The following is a 21,494-nucleotide window of genomic DNA, read 5'->3' as shown; positions in this document are numbered from 1 at the left end:
TAAAATATTAAATCCTAATAAAAAACAATGCCAAACTTATTGATTTCTATATTTTACGGATTAATTATTAGATCGTCTTCTTTTTATAGAATTTTCAATATTCTTTTCACGGGATCCTTTTCTCTTTCCTTTTCTCTCTCCTCTGTCTGATGATTTATCTGAAAACCTTTTTCCTGAACCTCCGGTTTTTCCTGAAGTTCTTCTACGGCTTCCACCACGATGATCATCTGAACCGGAATCTCTGGAATCACTTCCTCTTCGGCGTCCGCCACCGCCACCACGGCTGCGACCTTCTTTCTCCTTGGTAACTTCAACATTAATGTATCTTCCATTTTGTTGAAATTCACTAAAGGTTTTCAAAACAAGATCTTTATGTTTTTCATCGGTATTAAAAAAAGAAAAACTCGCTTTTACATCTACTTTAAAAACATCATCTTTTCCAAGGTCAAGATTTTCTTTAAGGAAGTCTTTTAAACTCATCCAATCGAAATCATCTTTAGTACCAACGTTAATGAAATAACGTGTATTGCCTTCAGCAGAGTAATTTGCTCCGGAAGAATCCACACTTAGATTCGGAGCACTTTTATAATAATTGTAGAAACGGGTGAATTCTACTGAAAAGAATTTTTTGATCAATTCTTCCTTAGAGAATTCTTCGAGCACTTCATTGATGGTTGGTAAATAAGGATCGATATCATGATTGATTTCTGTTTTTTTGATATCGTTGGCTAAATGGAAAAGTTGTGTTTTACAAATTTCCATTCCATCAGGAATTTCCTTTTGGATAAAACTTTGCTGAATCATTTTTTCAATGGTACGAATCTTTCTCACTTCACTTTTGGAAACGATTACCATAGAAACACCATTCTTACCTGCTCTTCCTGTTCTACCACTACGGTGCGTATAGGTTTCAATTTCATCAGGTAATTGATAGTTGATTACGTGCGTAATATCATCAACATCAATTCCACGTGCGGCAACATCTGTAGCGACAAGCATCTGGATTTGACGCGATCTAAAACTTTTCATCACTAAATCCCGCTGATTCTGACTCAAATCTCCGTGAATCGCTGCGGCATTATAACCATCTTCGATCAATTTTTCGGCTACTTTTTGGGTATCTCTTTTGGTACGACAAAAAATCACTGAAAAGATATCCGGGTTTGCATCTGCAAGTCTTTTTAACCCATCATAGCGATTTCTGGTGTTTACCAGGTAATATTCATGAGAAACATTATCGGTGCCCATATTTTTTGATCCTACCGTAATCTCAACAGGATCTGTCATGAATTTTTTGGCAATTTTCGCTACTTCTTTTGGCATGGTAGCAGAAAACAACCAGGTTTTTTTCTCTTTGGGTGTATGGGATAAAATGGTTTTAATATCTTCATAAAAACCCATATTAAGCATTTCATCGGCTTCATCAAGAATGCAGTATTGTATTCCTGAAATGTCCGCCAGTCTTCTTCTAATCATATCCTGCATACGTCCCGGAGTGGCAACGATAATTTGTGCGCCTCGTTCAATTTGCCTGGCCTGATCGGTAATACTTGCTCCCCCATAAACCGCTACCGCATTCATAGATTTATACTTGGAGTAGTTTTTGATCTCATTGGTGATCTGTAAACAAAGTTCTCTGGTTGGTGATAGGATTAAAGCCTGTGTTTTTCTGGAATTGCTGTCAATTTTTTGGATAAGCGGGAAACCAAAGGCGGCCGTTTTACCTGTCCCTGTTTGGGCCAGGGCAACCAAATCGGTTTCCTGTTCTAATAAAATGGGGATTGATTTTTCCTGTACTTCGCTTGGAGTTTCAAACCCCATGTCTTTAATGGCTTTCAGCAAGTCTGCGTCAAGTCCAAGTTTTTGGAATGCGTTCATTCGTTTCTTAAGTAAGTATTCGATTATGTTCTGTAAGTGTTACATAAGAAGCGAATCGACATACTTAAACCTAAACCTCTTGTAACACATCCTCACCCTGAGGAATTTGAAGCGGCAAAGGTACTCAATTTTTTTGAATATACTAGTGGGGTGGCGGAGAGGTATTCTATCTGCCAAATAACCTAATTTTCCAGATACTGGATCAGGGCTTTAAAAGCTTTGCCACGATGGCCAATTTCAGCTTTTTCTGAAAGTTCCATTTCTGCAAAGGTTCTATTATAATTTTCGGGTATAAAAATGGAATCATATCCAAAGCCTTTATCGCCAGAGCGCTTTTCAGCTATATAACCCGGGCAGATCCCCGTAAATAAATTTTGATGGTTTTTTAAGTGAAGGGCTATTACCGTAATAAACCTGGCTGATCTATCCTGTTTATCCTGAAGGTTTTCCAATAATTTATCAATATTATCCTCACTACTTTTTTGTTCCCCTGCATAGCGGGCAGAATAAACTCCTGGTTCACCGTCTAATATATGCACTTCCAAACCTGTATCGTCTGCAAAACAATCATAACTATAATTACTACTTACATATTCCGCTTTTAAAATGGCATTTTCCTCAATGGTATCTGCCGTTTCGGGAATATCTTCAGTGCAACCAATGTCATTTAAAGAAAGTAATTCGATGTGTGCAGGCAACATACTTTTAATTTCTTCAAATTTATTGGCATTATGCGTGGCGAAAACTAATTTCATGAAAGTTGATTAACGGTGGTGATATGGTTCGTTCTTTAATATGGTAAAGGCCCGATAGAGTTGTTCTGTGAAAAATAAGCGGATCATTTGATGTGAAAATGTCATTTTTGAAAGGGATACTTTTTGATTGGCCCTGGAATAGACCTGATCTGAAAATCCGTAAGGTCCTCCAATAACGAAGATCAAACGTTTCAAACCCATATTTAGTTTCTTTTGTATAAATTCTGAAAACTGCTCAGAACCCATCTGTTTGCCATTTTCGTCGAGCAAAACTAAAAAATCTGAAGTTTGAATATCTGCGAGGATCAATTCCCCTTCCTTTATTTTCTGTAGATTTTCATTCAGATTTTTAAGCTTTTTAAGATCTGGAATGATATCAATTTCAAATTTTATATAATGCTGAAGCCTCTTAAAATAAACCTGTATAAGGGCTTCAAGCTCCTGTTGATCTGTTTTTCCTATACAGACTAATTTTATGGTCATCCCGTGAATTTAGTACAGACTTTATTACATTTACAAAAATAAGCAGAGAAATATGATCTCACCGGAACAATTTAGAAAAGAAATTGACATTATCATAAAGAATGCCATTCGGGAAGATGTTGGAGATGGTGATCATAGTTCCCTGGCATGTATTCCGGCTTCAGCAACAGGAAAGGCGAAATTGCTGGTAAAAGATAAAGGGGTTTTGGCCGGGATCGATTTTGCAAAAAAGGTATTTCAATATGTAGATAATACATTATTGGTCGAAATCAAAATAAATGATGGGGAAGAGATAAAAAATGGAGATATCGCTTTTTATGTTGAAGGTTCATCCAGATCGATTCTTATGGCAGAGCGTTTGGTTCTTAACGGAATGCAGCGAATGAGTGCCATCGCTACCATTACTTCAAAATTTGCCAAACAATTAGAAGGCACCAAAACCAAAATTTTGGATACCCGAAAAACAACTCCGGGCATTAGGGCACTTGAAAAATGGGCGGTGAAAATAGGTGGCGGTGAAAATCATCGATTTGCTCTATACGATATGATCATGCTCAAAGACAATCATATTGATTTTGCTGGCGGAATTACCAAATCTATTCAAAAAACGAAGGATTATTTACAGGAAAATGATCTCAAGCTGAAAATAATTGTAGAAGCCAGAAACCTCACTGAAATCGAAGAGATCTTAAAATGTGATGGTGTTTATAGAATTCTTATCGATAATTTCAATTATGAAGATACTAGAAAGGCAGTTAAATTAATTAATGGGAAGTGCCTTACTGAATCTAGTGGAGGTATCACTATAGAAACTGCACGAAATTATGCAGAATGTGGTGTTGATTTTATATCCAGTGGTGCTTTGACCCACTCGGTATCTAACCTTGACTTAAGTCTAAAAGCCGTTTAAAATGGCTCCCCAAAATATATTAAAATCTAAATGGCAGCAGTTTCTTGACTGGGTCGAGAGAAAAACCAGAAAGGTGATTCTACCTGGTCTGGAAGGCTTAAGCCTTTATGATCTTTTGGTGATTTATAGTGGGGGGATAATTAAAGGAACTTTCTCAACACGGGCAAGTGCAATTTCTTACAGTTTTTTTATTGCGATTTTCCCTTTCCTTTTATTTATGTTGAACCTCATTCCCTATGTGACCTTTATTGATGATTTCCAGATACGCTTTTTATATTTTGTAGAAACACTACTGCCACCCAATACTGGAGATTATTTTGGGGAAATTTTCCTGGATATTGCCAAGAATCCCAGAGGAGGTTTGCTTTCTTTTTCTTTTCTTCTGTCCATATTTTTGATGACCAACGGAGTTAACTCCATATTTACGAGTTTTGAGTTCAGTTATCATACCAATAATAATCGTTCAATTCCCCGGCAATATGCAGTAGCCATAGGGATTGCAATTATATTGGCATTGTTGTTGCTTATTTCAGTAATAATAGCAGTATACATCATTTACATTATCGATGACCTTAAAGATTTAGGACTTGCAAATGATTTTGGAGGAAAGGTGATCCAGTATATTGCTTTTATAATTTTGATCTATACGGCGGTGGCGATATTATATTATTTTGGAACCAGGGAGGCAAGAAAAGCAAGGTTCTTTTCAGTAGGAGCATTATTTTCTACAATTTTATTCTTACTAACCACGTATTTATTCAGTATCTATATTACCAATTTCTCAAATTATAATGAATTGTATGGTTCTATTGGAGCACTGCTAATTTTAATGTTTTATATCTGGCTGAATTCCAATATTTTACTATTGGGATTTGAATTAAATGCCTCAATATTGAATCTTAGAAGAAAATTTAAATAAATTTAAATACACAAAAACCAAAAATGATGAAAAAAATAATTTTTATTTTGATAGCTGTTCTCAGCGTAAATTTAATGCCGGCGCAGACTAAAGTTGGTGGTGCAGAGATACCGAACTCCATGAATTTTGAAGGTAAAAACCTGGTTTTGAATGGAGCAGGTGTTCGCGAGAAAATGTGGATCGATCTTTATGCAGGTGGGTTATACCTTTCTGAAAAGTCATCGAACGCGGCCAGCATTGTTTCCGGGAATTCTCCCATGGCTATTAAATTACATATCGTCTCAAAACTGATTTCCAGCGAAAAAATGATCGATGCGGTAAATGAAGGTTTTGAAAATTCTACTGGAGGAAATATGAATAACATCAAAACTCAAATTGAGCAATTTAGAAGTCTGTTTTTAGAAGAGATTAAAAAGAATGATGTTTTCGATTTAGTTTATTTACCTGAAAAAGGTGTAAACGTTTATAAGAATGGTATAATAAAAGGTTCTATCGATGGAATGGAATTTAAAAAAGCACTTTTCGGGATCTGGTTGTCCAATAGGCCGGCAGATGATGACTTAAAAGAAGCAATGTTAGGTAACTAAGATGATTAAAAATTTTGCATACTTAGCCTTTATTCTCTTTTTTAGTATTTCTGTAAATGCACAGGATGTTGTGGGAAAGTGGGAAAATAGAAATGAAGAAGGCACGGTAAATTCGATTATAGAAATTTATCGCGAAGGGGATAAGATTTACGGGAAAGTGGATAAGATCATGAAAGAGGAAGACCGTGAAAAAATTTGTACTAATTGTGAAGGGAAGCTTAAAGACCAGCCCATTGAGGGAATGGTTTTAATGCAGGGACTTGAAAAGGAAGGTGATATCTATGAGGGCGGCACTATTGTAGATCCTAAAACGGGAAAAGAATATCGCTGTAAAATCTGGATAGATGAAGAAAATCCTGATGTTTTAAAAATTAGGGGATATTTGGCTTTTTTCTACAGGACCAAGACCTGGCAACGGGCAGAATAAAATATTTCAATAAATAGATTGGCTGTTTTTAAAGTTTTAACTTTGAAAACAGCTTTTTTATTTTAGACAAATACCATCAACTTAATGCAGCAGTTTGTAGATCTCATTTTTCCGATTCCGCTGGACAATAGATTCACCTATTCAATTTCTTCTGAAGAAGCCGATTTTTTACAGCTGGGAATGCGGGTAGCGGCGCCCTTTGGAAAAACTAAGATTTATACCGGGATTGTCGCCCATATGCATACAAGCCCCCCGGAAATTTATGAAGCGAAACCCATTCATCAAATCCTGGATGAAAAACCTTTGCTAAGTGAAAATCAGCTCAAATTCTGGAAATGGATCGCCAGTTATTATCTATGTACGGAAGGCGATGTGATGCGTGCAGCACTTCCGGGAGCATTTATGTTAGAAAGTGAAAGTATTGTTTCCCTAAATAAATCTTCAGAAATCAACGAATCTGAATTAAGTGATGAACAATTCCTCGTTGTTGAAGCTCTGGAAAGCCAGTCGTCCATGAAAATTCAGGAAATTGAAGCTTTGCTGGACAAAAAAAGGGTTTTGCCTATTATTAATGTTTTAGTGGATAAAAATCTTATAAACCTTAATCAGGAAATTTATGAGCAATTCAAGGCAAAAGAAAGCAGGTACGTTCAGTTAAATCCGCTGTATGAAGCTGAAGCCGAGATGCATCGGCTGTTGGATGAACTTTCCAATGCACCCAAACAAAGGGAAATTGTGATGGCATATTTCAGCCAAACGGCTGGGAAAAAGAAAAAGATAAAAGCGAAAAAATTGATGAAAGCCGCCAGTGCTTCTTCTTCAATTTTAAAAAGCCTAATCGAGAAAAATGTTTTTCAGGAAATCTATGAAGAAATTGGAAGGGTAGGATTTGAAGGCGAAATTACCAATCCTGAAATAAACCTGAATAAAATTCAGCAGGAAGCATTTAATAAAATAAAATCTGAATTTAACCAGGATCAGGTGTGCCTGCTACATGGTGTCACCTCTTCCGGGAAAACTGAAATTTATATCAGGCTTATTGAAGAAGCCGTTAATAAAGGAAAGCAGGCGCTGTATCTTTTACCCGAAATTGCCTTAACCACGCAGTTAATCAAAAGGCTTCAGAATTATTTTGGGGATAAAGTGCTGGTGTATCACAGTAAATATTCCGTAAATGAGCGGGTGGAAGTCTACCGTCATGTTTTGCAAAATTCAGAAAAAGGAAAAATTATTATTGGAGCCCGTTCCTGTATTTTTCTTCCTTTTCAGGACCTTGGTTTGATCGTCATCGATGAGGAACATGAATCTACTTACAAACAATACGATCCTGCACCCCGTTACCAGGCAAGAGACTCTGCGGTAGTTTTAGCTGCTTTATTTAAGGCGAATGTGATCATGGGATCGGCCACGCCTTCTTTGGAATCTTATTATAATGCCCTTCATAATAAATATACCCTGGTAGAACTCTCTAAACGCTTCGGAAATGTTTTAATGCCTGAAGTTGAAGTTGTGGATATTAAAGTGGCCCATCGTAAGAAAAAAATGACCGGACATTTTTCTGAAAGATTGATGCAGGGAATCAAAGAAAGTTTGGATGAAAATGAGCAAATAATCCTTTTCCAGAACCGTCGTGGTTTTTCACCAATTTTAGAATGTAACACTTGCGGTCATTCTCCCCAATGTCCTAATTGTGATGTAAGCCTCACTTATCATAGCGGGAATAATCAACTGCGCTGTCATTATTGTGGTTACCATATTGCTATGCAGTTAAGTTGTATGGCTTGCGGAAGTAATGAGATTTCTACGAAAGGCTTTGGCACCGAACAGGTTGAAACAGAAATTAAAGCCCTTTTTCCCGAGGTAAATGTTGGCAGAATGGATCAGGATACCACCCGGGGAAAGTATTCTTATGAAAAGATTATTGAGGCATTTGAAAATCAGGAAACGCAAATCCTGATTGGAACGCAGATGCTTACAAAAGGTCTCGACTTTAGAAATGTAGGACTTGTAGGTATTATGAATGCAGATAATCTTTTAAATTTCCCCGATTTTAGGGCGCACGAACGTAGTTTTCAATTGATGCTCCAGGTGGCGGGAAGATCTGGTAGGACCCAGAAAAGGGGAAAGGTTTTAATTCAAACGTATAACCCACATCATCAGATCATACAACAGGTTTCGGTTGGAGATTATAAGAATATGTATAAGGAGCAGGCTGAAGACCGTTATCAATATCAATATCCTCCTTATTTCAGATTAATACGGTTAACCCTAAAATGTCGTGATTATTCAAAGACAAATGAAGCGGCAGACTGGCTGGCCAGAGCTTTGGAAAATGTTTTTGGAAGATACGTGCTGGGACCTGAGTTTCCGCCCGTGTCCAGGATAAGAAATGAATATTATAAAAATATTATGATCAAAATTCCGCAAAAACAATCCTTGGGAAAGACCAAAGAAGTGGTGAGAAAAATTTTGAACACTTTCAATGCTATTGGGGCTTTTCGATCGGTTAGGGTGATCCCAAATGTAGATCCCCAATAAAAAAAGCCATTCATTTCGAATGGCTTCCGTAAAACTTTATCATCTTATTTTAAGATTCTTCCTGTATCGCAGCAAGCGCCTCTACCAGATCATTTTTCTTATGTCTGCTCAAGGGTAGTAATTCTTTTTCAATTTCAATATTCTTACTGTTGTAACGCTCAATTTTATCAAGATTTACGATATAAGATTTATGAGTTCGAAGGAAACGTTCGCTAGGCAGTTGCTTTTCAAAAGATTTCATGGTAGCAAGTACCACAAAATTATCTTTTTCGGTTACAAATTTCACATAATCCCCAAGAGCCTGAATGTATTTTAATTTACTTAAAAATACTTTTCTATTCTTCAAATTGCTCTTTACAAAGATGAAATCTTCATCTTCCGGAGCGGCAGTTTGATTTTTTAATCTATAAAGGTTAATTGCTTTGGTTACGGCATTATTAAAGCGATCTTTCGTTACAGGTTTGTGAATATAATCTACCGCATCGTAATCGAAAGCTTTAAAAGCATATTTCGTTTTACCGGTTACAAATATAATTTGAGGTTTATTAGGTAAGTTGTCTAATAATTCAAAACCCGATAAAATCGGCATTTCGATATCCAGAAAAATAAGATCGGTTTCAATATCTAAAAGTCCATTCTTAGTTTCGATGGCATTGTTATATTCGGCTACTAGTTTTAAGTTGGGATGATCCTTGATCATCTTTACGATAGATAGCCTTTGAAGGCTTGAATCGTCTACAACAGCACATTTGAGTAATACTTCTTCCACGGTTAGTTAATAGGATTAGAATTAAACAATATTACTCATTAATAATCACAAATACAAGGTTAAAAAGATTTTCATCGGTAAATGTTACATCTTATCCTTTATTTAAAGCTTTGATTTTCGGAATAATAATTCTATTTTTGCACCCGATTTAACTTAAAGTAAATTTTTATGAATAATTATGAAACTGTTTTCATCTTGAATCCCGTTTTATCTGATGAGCAGATAAAGGAGACAGTTAAGAAATACGAAGATTTTCTTGTTTCTAAAGGTGCCGAGATGGTTGCGAAAGAAGATTGGGGCTTAAAAAAATTAGCCTATGCGATCCAACACAAAAAAAGTGGTTTTTATCACTTATTTGAATACCAGGTAGAAGGAGAGGTAATTAACCCTCTGGAAGTAGAATTCAGAAGGGACGAGCGTATGATGCGCTATTTAACTGTGAGGTTAGATAAGCACGCGATCGCCTGGGCTGAGAAAAGAAGAAAACGTAACAAGGAAAAAGCGTAAGCATGGCAACATCTATTGAACAACAAGCAAAAGGAAAAAAAGACGGTGAGATCAGGTATCTTACTCCTCTTAATATAGAAACGACTAAGGCCAAGAAATACTGTAGGTTTAAAAGATCTGGTATTCGATATATCGATTATAAAGATCCGGACTGGTTAATGGGCTTTGTAAATGAGCAGGGGAAATTATTGCCCCGTCGTTTAACCGGAACTTCTTTAAAGTACCAGAGAAAAGTGGCTACCGCCGTAAAACGTGCACGTCATTTAGCATTAATGCCTTATGTAGGTGATTTATTAAAATAAAAATAGGCAGAACATGGAACTGATACTTAAAAAAGACGTAGACAACTTAGGTTTTAAAGATGATGTTGTAGCTGTAAAAAACGGTTATGGTAGAAATTATCTTATTCCTCATGGGTATGCTGAATTAGCAACTCCTTCTGCAAGAAAAGTTTTAGCTGAAACTTTGAAGCAGAGAGCCTATAAAGAGCAAAAGAATATCGACGCAGCTAAAAAACAAGCTGAAAAACTTAATAACCTTGAAATAAAACTTACGGCGAAAGCAGGAGCAGGTGATAAGCTTTTTGGATCTATTACAAATGGAGATTTAGCTGAAGCCCTTTCTAAAGGAGGAGTGGAGATCGATAAAAAATATATTAGCATCGCTGGTGGAAACATTAAGCGTTTAGGACAATATGATGCTACGTTGCGTTTTCATCGCGAGGTTGTTTCTAACCTAACGTTTGATGTAGTTGGTGAAGCTTAAACTATATTATTATTAAAATAAAGCCTGCTCTTATGGAGTAGGCTTTTTTATTAGAATAAAATGAAGTACGCAAGATTAACGAAAGAGCAGTTTGAAGAAATGCATCAGGAGTTCATCAATTTCCTGGCGACACAATCTATAACTGCGGAAGAATGGAAAGAGATCAAAGCTTCAAAACCTGAAATTGCTGAAAAAGAACTGGATATTTTTAGCGATCTTATTTGGGAAGGGGTTTTAAACAAAGTGGAATATCTCGAGCATTTTTCACAAAATCAAATGTTCCTTTTTCAAATTACTGAAAATGATATGAAGTTGATTGCGATAAAAGTTCTAAATGAAGATATCGATATCACCACTCGATCGGGTTATACCTGGCTTCAGAAGAATTTGATGGATGATCTTGTAGATATTTATACGTCTACAAAAACCATACAGGAAGATCGAAATAAAGATATTTTTGCTCTAATTCAACAGGGTGCCAATATTACCAAAGGAGATCTTTATACTTATTTTGAAGAAGTGGTTCAGGATTAATATTTTCAATTCAAGATTCAAGATTCAATATTCAATATTCAATATTCAAAATTCAAAATTCAAAATTTCGAATTTAAAATATTGTTGTTTGTTGTTCAGAGTTTATTGTCTTTAACCTGTCAAATTTTAATTTTTTTCACTCATCCAGCCTCCAGCCTCCAGCATCCAGCATCAAGCTTTCACTTTTGTACCAACTACCAACTTCCAAAATCATTCATACCTCAGCGATTCGATAGGATCCTGTTTTGCAGCTTTGGCCGCAGGATAACTTCCTGCCAGAATGGCGACAACTATGGTGATCAGCGTTGCCCAGATCATCGCTTTCCAGGGTGTGGTAAATTCAAAATCCAGTGCGGAAGAGATTCCGAACCCAATTAAAATCCCCAATATTATTCCCAAAATTCCCCCAAGCTGACCGATGACCAGTGTTTCTAAAAAGAATTGGGTGGCGATCGTATTTTTCTTGGCACCCAGCGCTTTTCGTACGCCAATTTCCCGGGTCCTTTCCGTCACACTTACCAGCATAATATTCATTAGCGCAATAGAAGATCCAAAAATGGTAATTATTGAAATGATCCATGCGGCAATGTTTAGGGCTCCGGTAATAGAGAGAATACGGTTTATAAGATCATCGCTGCGTTCCAGCCCAAAGTTATTTTCCTCAATAGGATTCAGTCCGCGAATATTCCTGAAGGTTATTATAGCATCATCCTGTGCAGATTCCAAAAGTTCCTTATCAGAAACCTTCACACTTAAACTATAGTTTATATTCGGTTGGGAAAATAAGGATCTGGCATGCTGTAAGGGAATAAAAACGCGAAGATCCTGGTTATTTCCAAAAGTACTTCCTTTTGACTCCAGTACACCAATTACTTTGAATTTAGCACCGCGAATACTAATCGTTTTATTTACAGGATCGGTTCCTTTAAAGATACCATTCTTAAAATCTGATCCAATTACCGCGACATTATTATTATTCTCGATATCAAAAACATTGAATTCACGCCCGTCTTCAACACTCAATCCTGAATTGGTTAAAAAATTCTCATTAATTCCCGATACAGAAATTTCCGGATCGGTTTTTTCGTTTTTGTATTTGATCTCTGCGCCACCTGTTCCCACAAATGATATGGCTGTTTGCGTGGTAGGATAGTGATATTCTTCTTCAAATTTCCGGACTTCCCTGTAACTTATAATAGGATTCACTTTTTGCTCTTCAACTCCAGAACTTTGCGTTCTAAATTCATAGCGCTGTAAATTAAAAGTGTTGGCGCCCATGGAAGCAAAATCCTTGCTAATCGTATTTTCAAGGGCAGAAACCGCGCTTAAAATACCCACCAAAGCGGTGATTCCAATGGCGATAATTAAGATAGTTAAAATGGTTCTAAGGGCTTGATTCCTTATAGAACTAAGGGCGATTCTAATATTTTCCCCGAACAATGAGAACATATACTGAAATTAGAGGTTACTGGTTAGACTACAAAATTACCCGAATGTTACTTAAAATTTGAAATTTGTTCGTGTTTTATAAATTGTGAGATAAATAATTCTCTGAGGTTTAGCTATGGATTACGCTACACCTCTCCCTGGGGAGAGGTCGGAACTTTTTTTAACAGTTCCGGGTGAGGGGAATGAAAAATTTCATATTTGGAATTTACGATCTGTTTAAATGTTCAAAAGTCTTATGAAAAGCACTGGGATGGTCAGTTTCAATAAATTTTTTATGATATTTGCACTCCTGTAAAAATTATAGAGTAAAGAAAAATATGGCGCAAAAACCATCTATTCCAAAAGGCACAAGAGATTTTTCTCCGGAAGAAGTTTTAAAGAGGAACTATATTATGGAGACCATTCGTCATGAATTTAAAAATTTCGGGTTTCAACCTATTGAAACTCCAAGTTTTGAAAATTCAGCGACCTTAATGGGCAAATATGGGGAAGAAGGGGACAGGCTTATTTTTAAAATTCTGAATTCAGGCGATTACCTGAAAAAGGCCGATAAGAATGCTATAAAAGAAATGGATAGCACCGCCTTAATTTCTTCCATTAGTGAAAAAGCGCTTCGCTACGATCTCACCGTGCCTTTCGCCAGGTATGTGGTGCAGCATCAAAATGAGATTGAATTTCCTTTTAAACGATATCAAATACAGCCTGTTTGGCGGGCAGATCGTCCTCAAAAAGGAAGGTTTAGGGAATTTTACCAATGTGATGCCGATGTGGTGGGAAGTAAAAGCCTGTGGCAGGAAGTTGAATTTGTCCAGCTATATGATGCCGTTTTTAATAGTTTGAATCTTAAGGGCGTTACCATTAAAATCAATAATCGAAAAGTGCTTTCAGGCTTTGCTGAAGTAATCGGTGCCCAGGATAAATTAATCGATTTTACAGTAGCCTTGGATAAACTGGATAAAATTGGGGAAGAAGCCGTGAAAAAAGAGATGCTGGAAAAAGGTATTTCTCCGGAAGCAATTGAAAAGATTCAGCCCATTTTTAATCTGAACGGAAACTTTTCAGAAAAAATTGAAGGGATAAGCAACATTTTAAAATCTTCGAAAACAGGAATGGCCGGGATTGAAGAGCTAAAATTTATTCAGCAGGCTATTCAGAATATGCCTTTGCAAACCGCAACTTTAGACCTGGATGTTACTTTAGCTCGCGGACTCAATTATTACACAGGAGCAATTTTTGAAGTTGCTGCTCCGGAGGGTGTAAAAATGGGATCTATTGGTGGAGGTGGTCGATACGATGATCTTACAGGAATTTTTGGTCTAAAGGATATGAGCGGGGTTGGGATTTCTTTTGGACTGGATCGCATTTATCTTGTGCTGGAAGAACTATGTTTATTTCCTGACCAAATTAAAGCATCGACCAAAGTTCTATTTATCAATTTTGGAGACAGGGAATCCCTGTATGCAATGAAGGCAGTTTCAAAACTGCGAAAAGAAGGAATTGCGGCAGAATTATTTCCAGACGATGCTAAGATGGGAAAACAAATGAAATATGCCGATAAACGTGATATTCCTTTTACCGTGCTAACCGGCCAGGAAGAAATGGAACAGGAAAAATATACCTTAAAGCATATGAAATCTGGAGAACAGGATCAGCTTAATTTTCAGGAGTTGGTAGACAAATTAAAATCTTAGCAATTTTTAAACCATGCTACCTGCTTTTCCAATCCCTTGTATAAGCTCGTTTTTGGATGGTATCCTAAGATTTTTCGAGCTTTTTCAATATTGGCATTGGTGCGCAACTGGTCACCGGGTCTGGGTTCCAGAATCTTCATTTTAATTTTTTTTCCGGTAATTTTTTCTACGGAATCCACACCTTCCCGGGTGGTATATTCATGCTCAGAACCAATATTAAAAACTTCATTATTGCACTGCTCTTCTTTGCCCATTACCGCCAACACACCATTTACGATATCTTCCACATAAGTGAAACTGCGTATATGTTTTAGGCTATTCTCAAAAAGCGGAAATTCTTTATCATTCAGAGCACAATCAATAAGACGGGTAAAAAGTTTATCGGGACGTTCCCGGGGACCAAAAACTGAATAGAGTCGAAGGGAAGTAGCTTTGAGAATTCCCAGCCGGCTTCTGGCAAGTACCAGCTGTTCTGCGGCAAGTTTTGTTACTCCATAATCTGAAACGGGTAAAGTTACTTCAGTTTCTGCTGAAGTTGCCATTTGTCCATAAACAGACGATGTGCTAATATGCACGAACATTTTTAGGTCTGGCAGTTTTTCAGCAAACTTTAAAAGATTTTGAGTGGCTATGAAATTGTTGTTCAAATAAGCATCAAAAGATGTGTTTCTATCGATTCCGGGCTGGGCTGCAAAGTGAAAGATATAATTGATGTTTTCAGGAATTTCTACAGAAAATTCAGGGTTTAAAAGATCAGCAGCTATCATGGAAATCCCTTTTTTTTCTAAGGTTTCCGCATTTTTCTTTTTTAATGCTACAGAATAATAGTTGGAAAAATTATCTAATCCTATAACCTCATGATCCTGCTCCGCCAAGGCTTCGCAAAAATGAGAACCAATAAAACCGGCGGCGCCGGTAACCAATACTTTCATTAAGAATGATTATTCTGTAGCCTGCAAAATAAATCAATAATATGGCAACTGGCAATTATAATACGGCTTTAAATCAATGTTTATCCTTTTTTGGTTGGTGTCTTAGGGAGAAAAATATTGATGCAGCTAGTGCCAGGGCGATAAAGCTAAGGGAAATCCAGATGGGGATTTCATAAACTTCGCTTACTAAAAACTTGACCCCTACGAAGGCGAGAATGATTGCAAGGCCTTCATTCAGGAAAATAAATCGGTCTTTCATATCTGCCAGAAGAAAATATAAGGCTCTTAAACCTAATATGGCAAAGGCATTAGAGCTAATCACCAGAAATTTATCCCTGGTAACACCCAGAATTGCCGGAATGGAATCCAAAGCAAAAATGATATCTGTAAGTTCAATGATAATTAAAACCACTAAAAGGGGAGTGGCCAGTTTTTTACCATTTTCCTTAACGAAAAATTTATCCTTGCGATAGCCTTTGGTTTGCGGAATAACTTTGTTGACCCACCTGAATATTTTATTATTTTCAGGATCGGTTTCAGAAATATTACTTCGGAAAATCTTGTAGGCAGTAAAGAGAAGAAAAGCTCCAAATACATAAATAATCCAGTGTACTGATTCAATAAGGGCAATTCCGCCTAAAATAAATATAAGCCTAAGTACCAGTGCCCCGAATATTCCCCAAAAAAGAACTTTGTGGTGATATTGCTTGGGAACTTTGAAATAGGTGAATAAAACTGCCCATAGAAAAACATTATCCATGGAAAGCGATTTTTCAATCAAATAACCGGTGATATATTCTCCTGCCGCAGGTGCACCCATCCAAAAATAAATGACTCCGGTAAAGGCAACTCCTAAACTAATCCATCCCGCGCTATACCAGGCAGCCTCTTTAGTATTGATCTCATGAGGATTTTTCATGACCAGTTTAAGATCCACTAATAACAAAATAGCAATAAATGCGGCAAAGGCCACCCAAATCCATGTGTCAATTTCAGGAGAACCAGTTGACGGGTTTAGGAAATAATTAATGAAAAAAAATTGTTGAATCATTTTAGAAATCTAGGCACAAATAAAAAACATTCTTAGGAAATAAGGTTGGAGTTTAAAACAACTATAACAATATGGTATTTAATTCTAAAAGCAATTCTCCTAAGTTAAGGGGTTGGGGGTACATTTCGATGTGTTAATTTTGTTTTACGAGCCATTCGTTTCTGGACCTGTCCCCATATAATTCAACACTATTTTTATCAGGCTTCTTCAAATTATCGAAATTTTATGGTTCACAAGACTGGTACTCATTTGTGAAGACATTTATATATAAGTCAAAATTTTAGAAAGATGATATGAATATTGCCCTTTATCGCGATGGGCATGTATAATCAATTGTCCTTTCTGGTTTTGCATTCCAGTTGCATTAAATTTCTTTTATCTTTGAATTTTATATGAAAATATTCATTTCCATATTGATGTCTTTCGTTTTCCTACTTCAGGGATTGGTATTAGATATGGATTTATGTGAAAAAATCTCAAATTTTATCTCCCATTATCAAGACCACAAAGAATACGATGGAGATTCTTTTATAGATTTTGTGGTTGAAGACTATTTTAATGATAACGGTGATAAAGAGGGGCATCACAATGGCTTTGATCAGAAGATACCTTCGCATACTTCTAATCAATGTTGCCATCCCGTAGTCTTTCTTGCCTCATCCCAGTGGGTTGATTTTAAAGTGATAAGACTGGAAAACAGGAATAAATTTGATAATTATTCTTTCAATTTCAATTCCAGATATCTGGAATCCCCTTTCCAGCCACCTCGGGCTTAATTCAGTTTTTATAGGATAATTAATTATATCCTTTTTTAATGTATTTCCTTTTTGGAAACATCAATATCGTTCACTTTCCCTGTGTGAAATTTTTCAATACTAGTTTAACTGAATTTAGACCATTTTTATGATTAACCGAACCATTGATTTTTCAATCAATAACAAACTTATTATTGGGTTGTTTAGTCTACTTATTGTGGGCTGGGGAATATACTCGCTCAATCAAATTCCCATAGATGCCGTACCCGATATTACCAATAATCAGGTACAGGTTATCACGACTTCCCAGAACCTTGCCGCCCAGGAAGTGGAGCAATTCATTACTTATCCCATAGAACTGGCCATGGCCAATATTCCCGGGGTGCTGGAAATCCGTTCGATATCCCGTTTTGGGCTTTCGGTTGTTACTGTAGTTTTCGAAGAAGATAGGGGCACTTATCTACCCCGCCAACTGGTCAATGAAAAACTGAAGGAAGCCGAAGAAAATATCGGTTCGGATTTGGGGACCCCTTCCATCGGACCTATATCTACAGGACTGGGGGAAATTTATCAGTACTCTTTAGAAGTCGAACCCGGCTATGAATCCCAATACGATGCCGTTAAGTTGCGAAGTATTCAGGACTGGATCGTAAAACGCCAGTTGAGTATGACGCCCGGCGTAGTTGAAATCAGTAGCTGGGGTGGTTACATCAAGCAATACGAGGTGGCCATTGACCCTTCCGTTCTCAATTCTTATAACATAACCTTACCGGAAGTTTTTAATGCACTACAACAGAACAACGCCAATACCGGGGGCAGCTATATTGAAAAAGGGCCGGAACTGTTCTACATACGTAGCAAAGGACTGGCCCGAGATTTTGACGATATCCGCCAAACCGTAATTACAAATAGGAACGGTGTCCCGCTTACCGTTGGACAAATAGGAAAAGTGGGCGTTGGCAAAGCCCCGCGATACGGAGCTGCCACAAAGGACGGAAAAGGCGAAACCGTAGTCGGAATCGTAATGATGCTAAAAGATGCCAATTCTGCAGATGTTATTAAGAGGGTAAAGGAAAATGTATCAAAAATCCAACAGACGCTACCGGAAGGCATTAGCATTAAGCCTTTCCTTGACCGTACCCGACTGGTAGAGAAAACTACCTCCACCATTTCAGAAAACCTGATAATCGGCGGGCTTATCGTGATATTTTTCTTGGTATTTCTGTTAGGAACGTGGCGTTCCGGTCTTATTGTGGCTTCTGTGATTCCGCTTTCGATGTTGTTTGCATTAGGTATGATGAACACCTTTGGCGTTTCGGCCAACCTAATGAGTCTGGGTGCTATTGATTTTGGGATTATCGTCGATGGAGCGGTAATTATTATCGAAGCAATGGTCGTTCTCCTGGTGGCAAGGCTTGCCAAGCTCAAAAAGCTTTCCAAAGAAGAACGAAAATCTGAGGTAAACAAATTAGCTCTCAAATCATCTTCCCAGATGATGAACGCTGCAATTTTTGGTCAGATTATTATTCTGATTGTCTTTATCCCTATTTTAACACTCACGGGTATTGAAGGGAAAATGTTCCGTCCAATGGCACTTGTTTTTATTTTTGCCATCATTGGCGCGATGATTCTATGTCTTACTTACGTTCCAATGATTGCCTCCAGTTTATTGTATTCAAAAAAACTAGATAAAAAGACATGGGGGGACAAGTTTATGGGATGGATGGAGCGCAAGTATCGACCTGTGCTGGATTGGGCATTATCTGCTAAAAAGCTTGTGGTCATAGTAGCTATAGCTCTTTTAGCGATTGCCATTTTCATATTCTCGACACTGGGTGGTGAATTTATCCCAAAACTGGATGAAGGCGATTTTGCGCTGGAAACGCGTATGGCCCCCGGTACTTCCCTAGCAGAAATGACCAAAAATATGACCAAACTGGAAGCGATTCTATTAGATCAATTTCCGGAGGTCAAGACCGTGGTTACGAAAATAGGGGCGGGAGAAATCCCTACCGACCCGATGCCCATAGAAGGTGCCGATATTATGGTAAGCCTTAAAAATAAGTCTGAATGGGTGTCTGCCGAAAGCAAACAAGAGCTGGCCGAACAGATGGAGGAAGCCCTTTCTGTACTACCGGGCGTGGAGGTGGAATTTTCGCAGCCCATCGAGATGCGATTCAATGAACTGATGACCGGAGTAAAACAGGACATCGCCGTAAAAATCTATGGGGAGGATTTGGATCTTTTGCAGGAAAAAGGAAACGAAGCTGCGGAAATTATTAGGGGCATTACAGGCGCAGCCGATGTTCGCGTGGAACAGGTCGTTGGCCTACCTCAAATCGTTATCGACTTTAAACGTAGCCGAATAGCCGAGTACGGACTTACTATTTCAGAACTTAACCAAATAATCAGTACCGCTTTCGCCGGGGCAACCACAGGTAAAGTTTTTGAGGGCGAAAGGAGGTTCGACCTTAGCGTTAGGTTACAGGAAAAATCCCGTGATGGAATTGCATCGATTCAGAATCTTTACGTCCCGCTTGCCAATGGTCAAAAAATTCCTTTGAGGGAAGTGGCCGACATCAGTTTTGAGGACGCCCCCGCCCAGATTTCCCGTGATGATACGAGCCGTCGCATCGTTATCGGGGTGAACGTGCGCAACCGGGACACACAATCCCTGGTCGAAGAAATGCAGAAAACCATTCAGCAGCAACTCGACCTTCCACCGGGCTATTCGGTTACCTATGGCGGGGAATTTGAGAACCTGCAGCGGGCGCAAAAACGACTTTCGTTCGTCGTTCCCTTGGCCTTGGTGCTCATTTTTGTCATCCTGTTCATCAGCCTTGGCTCATTGAAGCAGTCCTTATTAATCTATACTGCCATTCCTTTTGCAGCGGTGGGCGGCGTGTTCGCGCTCTGGTTGCGGGGAATGCCATTCAGTATTTCTGCAGGGGTAGGTTTTATAGCCTTATTCGGGGTAGCGGTGCTCAATGGTCTCGTCTTGATAAGCAGCTTAAACGAATTGAAAGCCGATGGTGTAACCGATCTAAAGACCCGAATTAGAAAAGCAACCAAATCACGCTTACGTCCAATTTTTCTAACCGCCGTAACTGATATCGTAGGCTTTCTGCCCATGGCACTTTCCGGCTCCTCGGGCGCGGAAGTACAACGGCCTTTGGCGACCGTGGTCATCGGCGGGCTGTTTACGGCCACCCTACTTACGCTAGTGGTATTACCGGTTTTATATAGCTGGTTCGAAAAACCCAAAAAAATGAAAATAAATCCGATAATAGCAACATTCCTGGTGCTTTTAGTTTTTTCGTTTTCCGCGAAAGGACAAACCACAAAAGATAGGGTTGGAATTTCCCTGACCCAACTTCAGAAAAGAGCGACGAGCAACAATCCCATGCTAAGGGCAGATAGTTTGAACATCACTAAAAACAGAAAGCTGCAAGGAACGGCCTTTAATCCGTCGAATACAAATTTTTTCTATTCCGAGGAAGAAGTGCCGGGCAACGGTGTTGATCAATCCAATTTAGGTAGCGGTATCAACAGCTATGGCATAGGCCAAAAATTCGATTTTCCCACCACTTATATCCAACGTTCGCAAGTATTGAAACAACGTACAAAAGTTGCCGAAAATAGCTATCGCTTACAGCAAAACGAACTGGAAAAGCAGGTGGCAACGGCCTATTATAAATGGGTAAACGGGTGGCAGAAAGTGGAATTCTATAACCAACTGGACAGTCTATATGCCAATTTTGAGAAGGCGGCCAAACTCCGCTACGAGACAGGTGAGACTACCAAACTGGAACAGTTAAATGCCAGTAGCAAGAGAAAACAGATCGAACTGAAACTGAAGGAATCCCGGGTTCTTTACAATTCTGCAGTTTTGGAGCTCGAACAGTTGACGGCCTCTAAAATTTCTATGGTTGATTATCCCTTAGAGATACAACATACATCCATTTTAAGTTCTGGGAACAATGAAGAACTTACCGAGGATAATGCCTTCCTTGCTTATAGAAACGAGTTGGTAAATCTTGCCCAGGAAGAGACTTATCTTCAGCAAACCCAATGGTTGCCTGATATCAACTTACAGTATTCCTTGCAGACTGTTGACGGTACAAGCGGATTTTATGGTTTTCAGGCAGGTATCAGCATTCCATTGATTTTCAACTCCCAGAAGGCAAATGTACAGGCGCTGAAAATCGATAGGTTGCGCCAGGAAGAATTATTGAAAAATGATAGACTAAGCATACACCAAAGGCTTGCCACGGCCACAGCAAATTATGCACAATGGTTAGAGCAAGTGGCATATTATAGGAAAACCGGACTGCCGATGAGCGAGGAACTTTTCAATGGGGCTTCTCTTTCCTTCCGTGTGGGCGGTATCAATTATATCGAATACATCCAGAGTCTTTCGGAAGCGACCACTATAAAAACCAACTGGTTCGATGCCCTGCTGAACTACAATTTATCTGTGATCGAACTGGAATATTTAACTGCGAAAAAGCAATAAAAATGAGCCTATAACCTGCCCAACGGCA

General features: G+C 38.3%; 19 protein-coding genes. 12 read left to right on the top strand and 7 right to left on the bottom strand.

The features are described from left to right. Positions 1 to 60: 60 nt before the first annotated feature. From DHD80_RS10755 to rlmH, 3 genes are all read right to left on the bottom strand, one after another. Complete coding sequence (locus DHD80_RS10755) at positions 61 to 1,878, bottom strand: DEAD/DEAH box helicase (protein WP_251741177.1); 1,818 nt, start codon at positions 1,876 to 1,878, stop codon at positions 61 to 63. A gap of 182 nt (positions 1,879 to 2,060) precedes the next feature. Further along, positions 2,061 to 2,633 carry a non-canonical purine NTP diphosphatase gene (locus DHD80_RS10750; RefSeq protein ID WP_251741176.1) on the bottom strand — a complete coding sequence of 191 codons (573 nt, stop codon included), beginning with the start codon at positions 2,631 to 2,633 and terminating at the stop codon, positions 2,061 to 2,063. Between the two features lie 9 nt (positions 2,634 to 2,642). After that, a complete protein-coding gene (rlmH, locus tag DHD80_RS10745; protein WP_251741175.1) occupies positions 2,643 to 3,116 on the bottom strand; it encodes a 23S rRNA (pseudouridine(1915)-N(3))-methyltransferase RlmH in 474 nt (157 codons plus the stop codon). Positions 3,117 to 3,168: 52 nt separating this feature from the next. Here rlmH and nadC point away from each other — a divergent pair, with 52 nt between their 5' ends. The 5 genes from nadC (at position 3,169) to priA (ending at position 8,497) form a co-directional block, all read left to right on the top strand. Further along, the gene (nadC, locus tag DHD80_RS10740) at positions 3,169 to 4,026 is read left to right on the top strand and encodes a carboxylating nicotinate-nucleotide diphosphorylase (RefSeq protein WP_251741174.1); all 858 of its coding nucleotides are present in this window, start codon (positions 3,169 to 3,171) and stop codon (positions 4,024 to 4,026) included. A gap of 1 nt (position 4,027) precedes the next feature. Next, the gene (locus DHD80_RS10735; RefSeq protein ID WP_251741173.1) at positions 4,028 to 4,945 is read left to right on the top strand and encodes a YihY/virulence factor BrkB family protein; all 918 of its coding nucleotides are present in this window, start codon (positions 4,028 to 4,030) and stop codon (positions 4,943 to 4,945) included. A 26-nt stretch (positions 4,946 to 4,971) separates the two neighbouring features. Beyond that, entirely contained in the window at positions 4,972 to 5,532 is a 561-nt protein-coding gene (locus DHD80_RS10730) for a chalcone isomerase family protein (protein ID WP_251741172.1), read from the top strand. Position 5,533: 1 nt separating this feature from the next. Continuing rightward, positions 5,534 to 5,959: a DUF2147 domain-containing protein gene (locus DHD80_RS10725; RefSeq protein ID WP_251741171.1), complete on the top strand. Its 426-nt coding sequence runs from the start codon at positions 5,534 to 5,536 to the stop codon at positions 5,957 to 5,959. 84 nt (positions 5,960 to 6,043) lie between these two features. Beyond that, positions 6,044 to 8,497 (top strand): primosomal protein N', encoded by a 2,454-nt coding sequence (gene priA, locus DHD80_RS10720; protein ID WP_251741170.1) that lies wholly within the window; start codon positions 6,044 to 6,046, stop codon positions 8,495 to 8,497. Positions 8,498 to 8,546: 49 nt separating this feature from the next. Here the strand turns inward: priA and DHD80_RS10715 are convergent, their stop codons facing one another. Beyond that, on the bottom strand, positions 8,547 to 9,266 hold the full coding sequence (locus DHD80_RS10715; protein ID WP_251741169.1) for a LytTR family DNA-binding domain-containing protein: 720 nt from the start codon (positions 9,264 to 9,266) through the stop codon (positions 8,547 to 8,549). Positions 9,267 to 9,434: 168 nt separating this feature from the next. Here DHD80_RS10715 and rpsF point away from each other — a divergent pair, with 168 nt between their 5' ends. Genes rpsF through DHD80_RS10695 form a run of 4 tightly spaced genes read left to right on the top strand, consistent with a single transcriptional unit; the run spans position 9,435 to position 11,072 of the window. Next, positions 9,435 to 9,773 carry a 30S ribosomal protein S6 gene (gene rpsF / locus DHD80_RS10710; protein ID WP_251741168.1) on the top strand — a complete coding sequence of 113 codons (339 nt, stop codon included), beginning with the start codon at positions 9,435 to 9,437 and terminating at the stop codon, positions 9,771 to 9,773. Positions 9,774 to 9,775: 2 nt separating this feature from the next. Beyond that, positions 9,776 to 10,075 (top strand): 30S ribosomal protein S18, encoded by a 300-nt coding sequence (gene rpsR, locus DHD80_RS10705; protein ID WP_251741167.1) that lies wholly within the window; start codon positions 9,776 to 9,778, stop codon positions 10,073 to 10,075. A gap of 13 nt (positions 10,076 to 10,088) precedes the next feature. After that, positions 10,089 to 10,538, top strand: coding sequence for a 50S ribosomal protein L9 (gene rplI, locus DHD80_RS10700; protein WP_251741166.1), 450 nt, complete (start codon positions 10,089 to 10,091; stop codon positions 10,536 to 10,538). A 60-nt stretch (positions 10,539 to 10,598) separates the two neighbouring features. Further along, a complete protein-coding gene (locus DHD80_RS10695) occupies positions 10,599 to 11,072 on the top strand; it encodes a DUF6495 family protein (protein WP_251741165.1) in 474 nt (157 codons plus the stop codon). 210 nt (positions 11,073 to 11,282) lie between these two features. Here the strand turns inward: DHD80_RS10695 and DHD80_RS10690 are convergent, their stop codons facing one another. After that, entirely contained in the window at positions 11,283 to 12,521 is a 1,239-nt protein-coding gene (locus tag DHD80_RS10690; protein WP_251741164.1) for an ABC transporter permease, read from the bottom strand. 317 nt (positions 12,522 to 12,838) lie between these two features. Between DHD80_RS10690 and hisS the strand changes: the two genes are divergently transcribed. After that, positions 12,839 to 14,212, top strand: a complete 1,374-nt coding sequence (hisS, locus tag DHD80_RS10685; protein ID WP_251741163.1) for a histidine--tRNA ligase — start codon at positions 12,839 to 12,841, stop codon at positions 14,210 to 14,212. On the opposite strand, the gene DHD80_RS10680 is transcribed toward hisS, so the two are convergent. Both DHD80_RS10680 and DHD80_RS10675 read right to left on the bottom strand, forming a co-directional pair. Next, on the bottom strand, positions 14,209 to 15,144 hold the full coding sequence (locus DHD80_RS10680; RefSeq protein ID WP_251741162.1) for an NAD-dependent epimerase/dehydratase family protein: 936 nt from the start codon (positions 15,142 to 15,144) through the stop codon (positions 14,209 to 14,211). The genes hisS and DHD80_RS10680 overlap by 4 nt on opposite strands. 73 nt (positions 15,145 to 15,217) lie before the next feature. Then, positions 15,218 to 16,195: a TerC family protein gene (locus DHD80_RS10675; protein ID WP_251741161.1), complete on the bottom strand. Its 978-nt coding sequence runs from the start codon at positions 16,193 to 16,195 to the stop codon at positions 15,218 to 15,220. A gap of 392 nt (positions 16,196 to 16,587) precedes the next feature. Between DHD80_RS10675 and DHD80_RS10670 the strand changes: the two genes are divergently transcribed. Further along, positions 16,588 to 16,971: a hypothetical protein gene (locus DHD80_RS10670; RefSeq protein ID WP_251741160.1), complete on the top strand. Its 384-nt coding sequence runs from the start codon at positions 16,588 to 16,590 to the stop codon at positions 16,969 to 16,971. Positions 16,972 to 17,098: 127 nt separating this feature from the next. After that, on the top strand, positions 17,099 to 21,466 hold the full coding sequence (locus DHD80_RS10665; RefSeq protein ID WP_251741159.1) for a CusA/CzcA family heavy metal efflux RND transporter: 4,368 nt from the start codon (positions 17,099 to 17,101) through the stop codon (positions 21,464 to 21,466). Positions 21,467 to 21,494 lie beyond the last annotated feature (28 nt).

The sequence above is a fragment of the Gramella sp. AN32 genome (genome assembly GCF_023718305.1).
Classification (GTDB): Bacteria; Bacteroidota; Bacteroidia; order Flavobacteriales; family Flavobacteriaceae; genus Christiangramia; species Christiangramia antarctica.
This window is presented reverse-complemented; position numbering and strand designations above follow the sequence as displayed.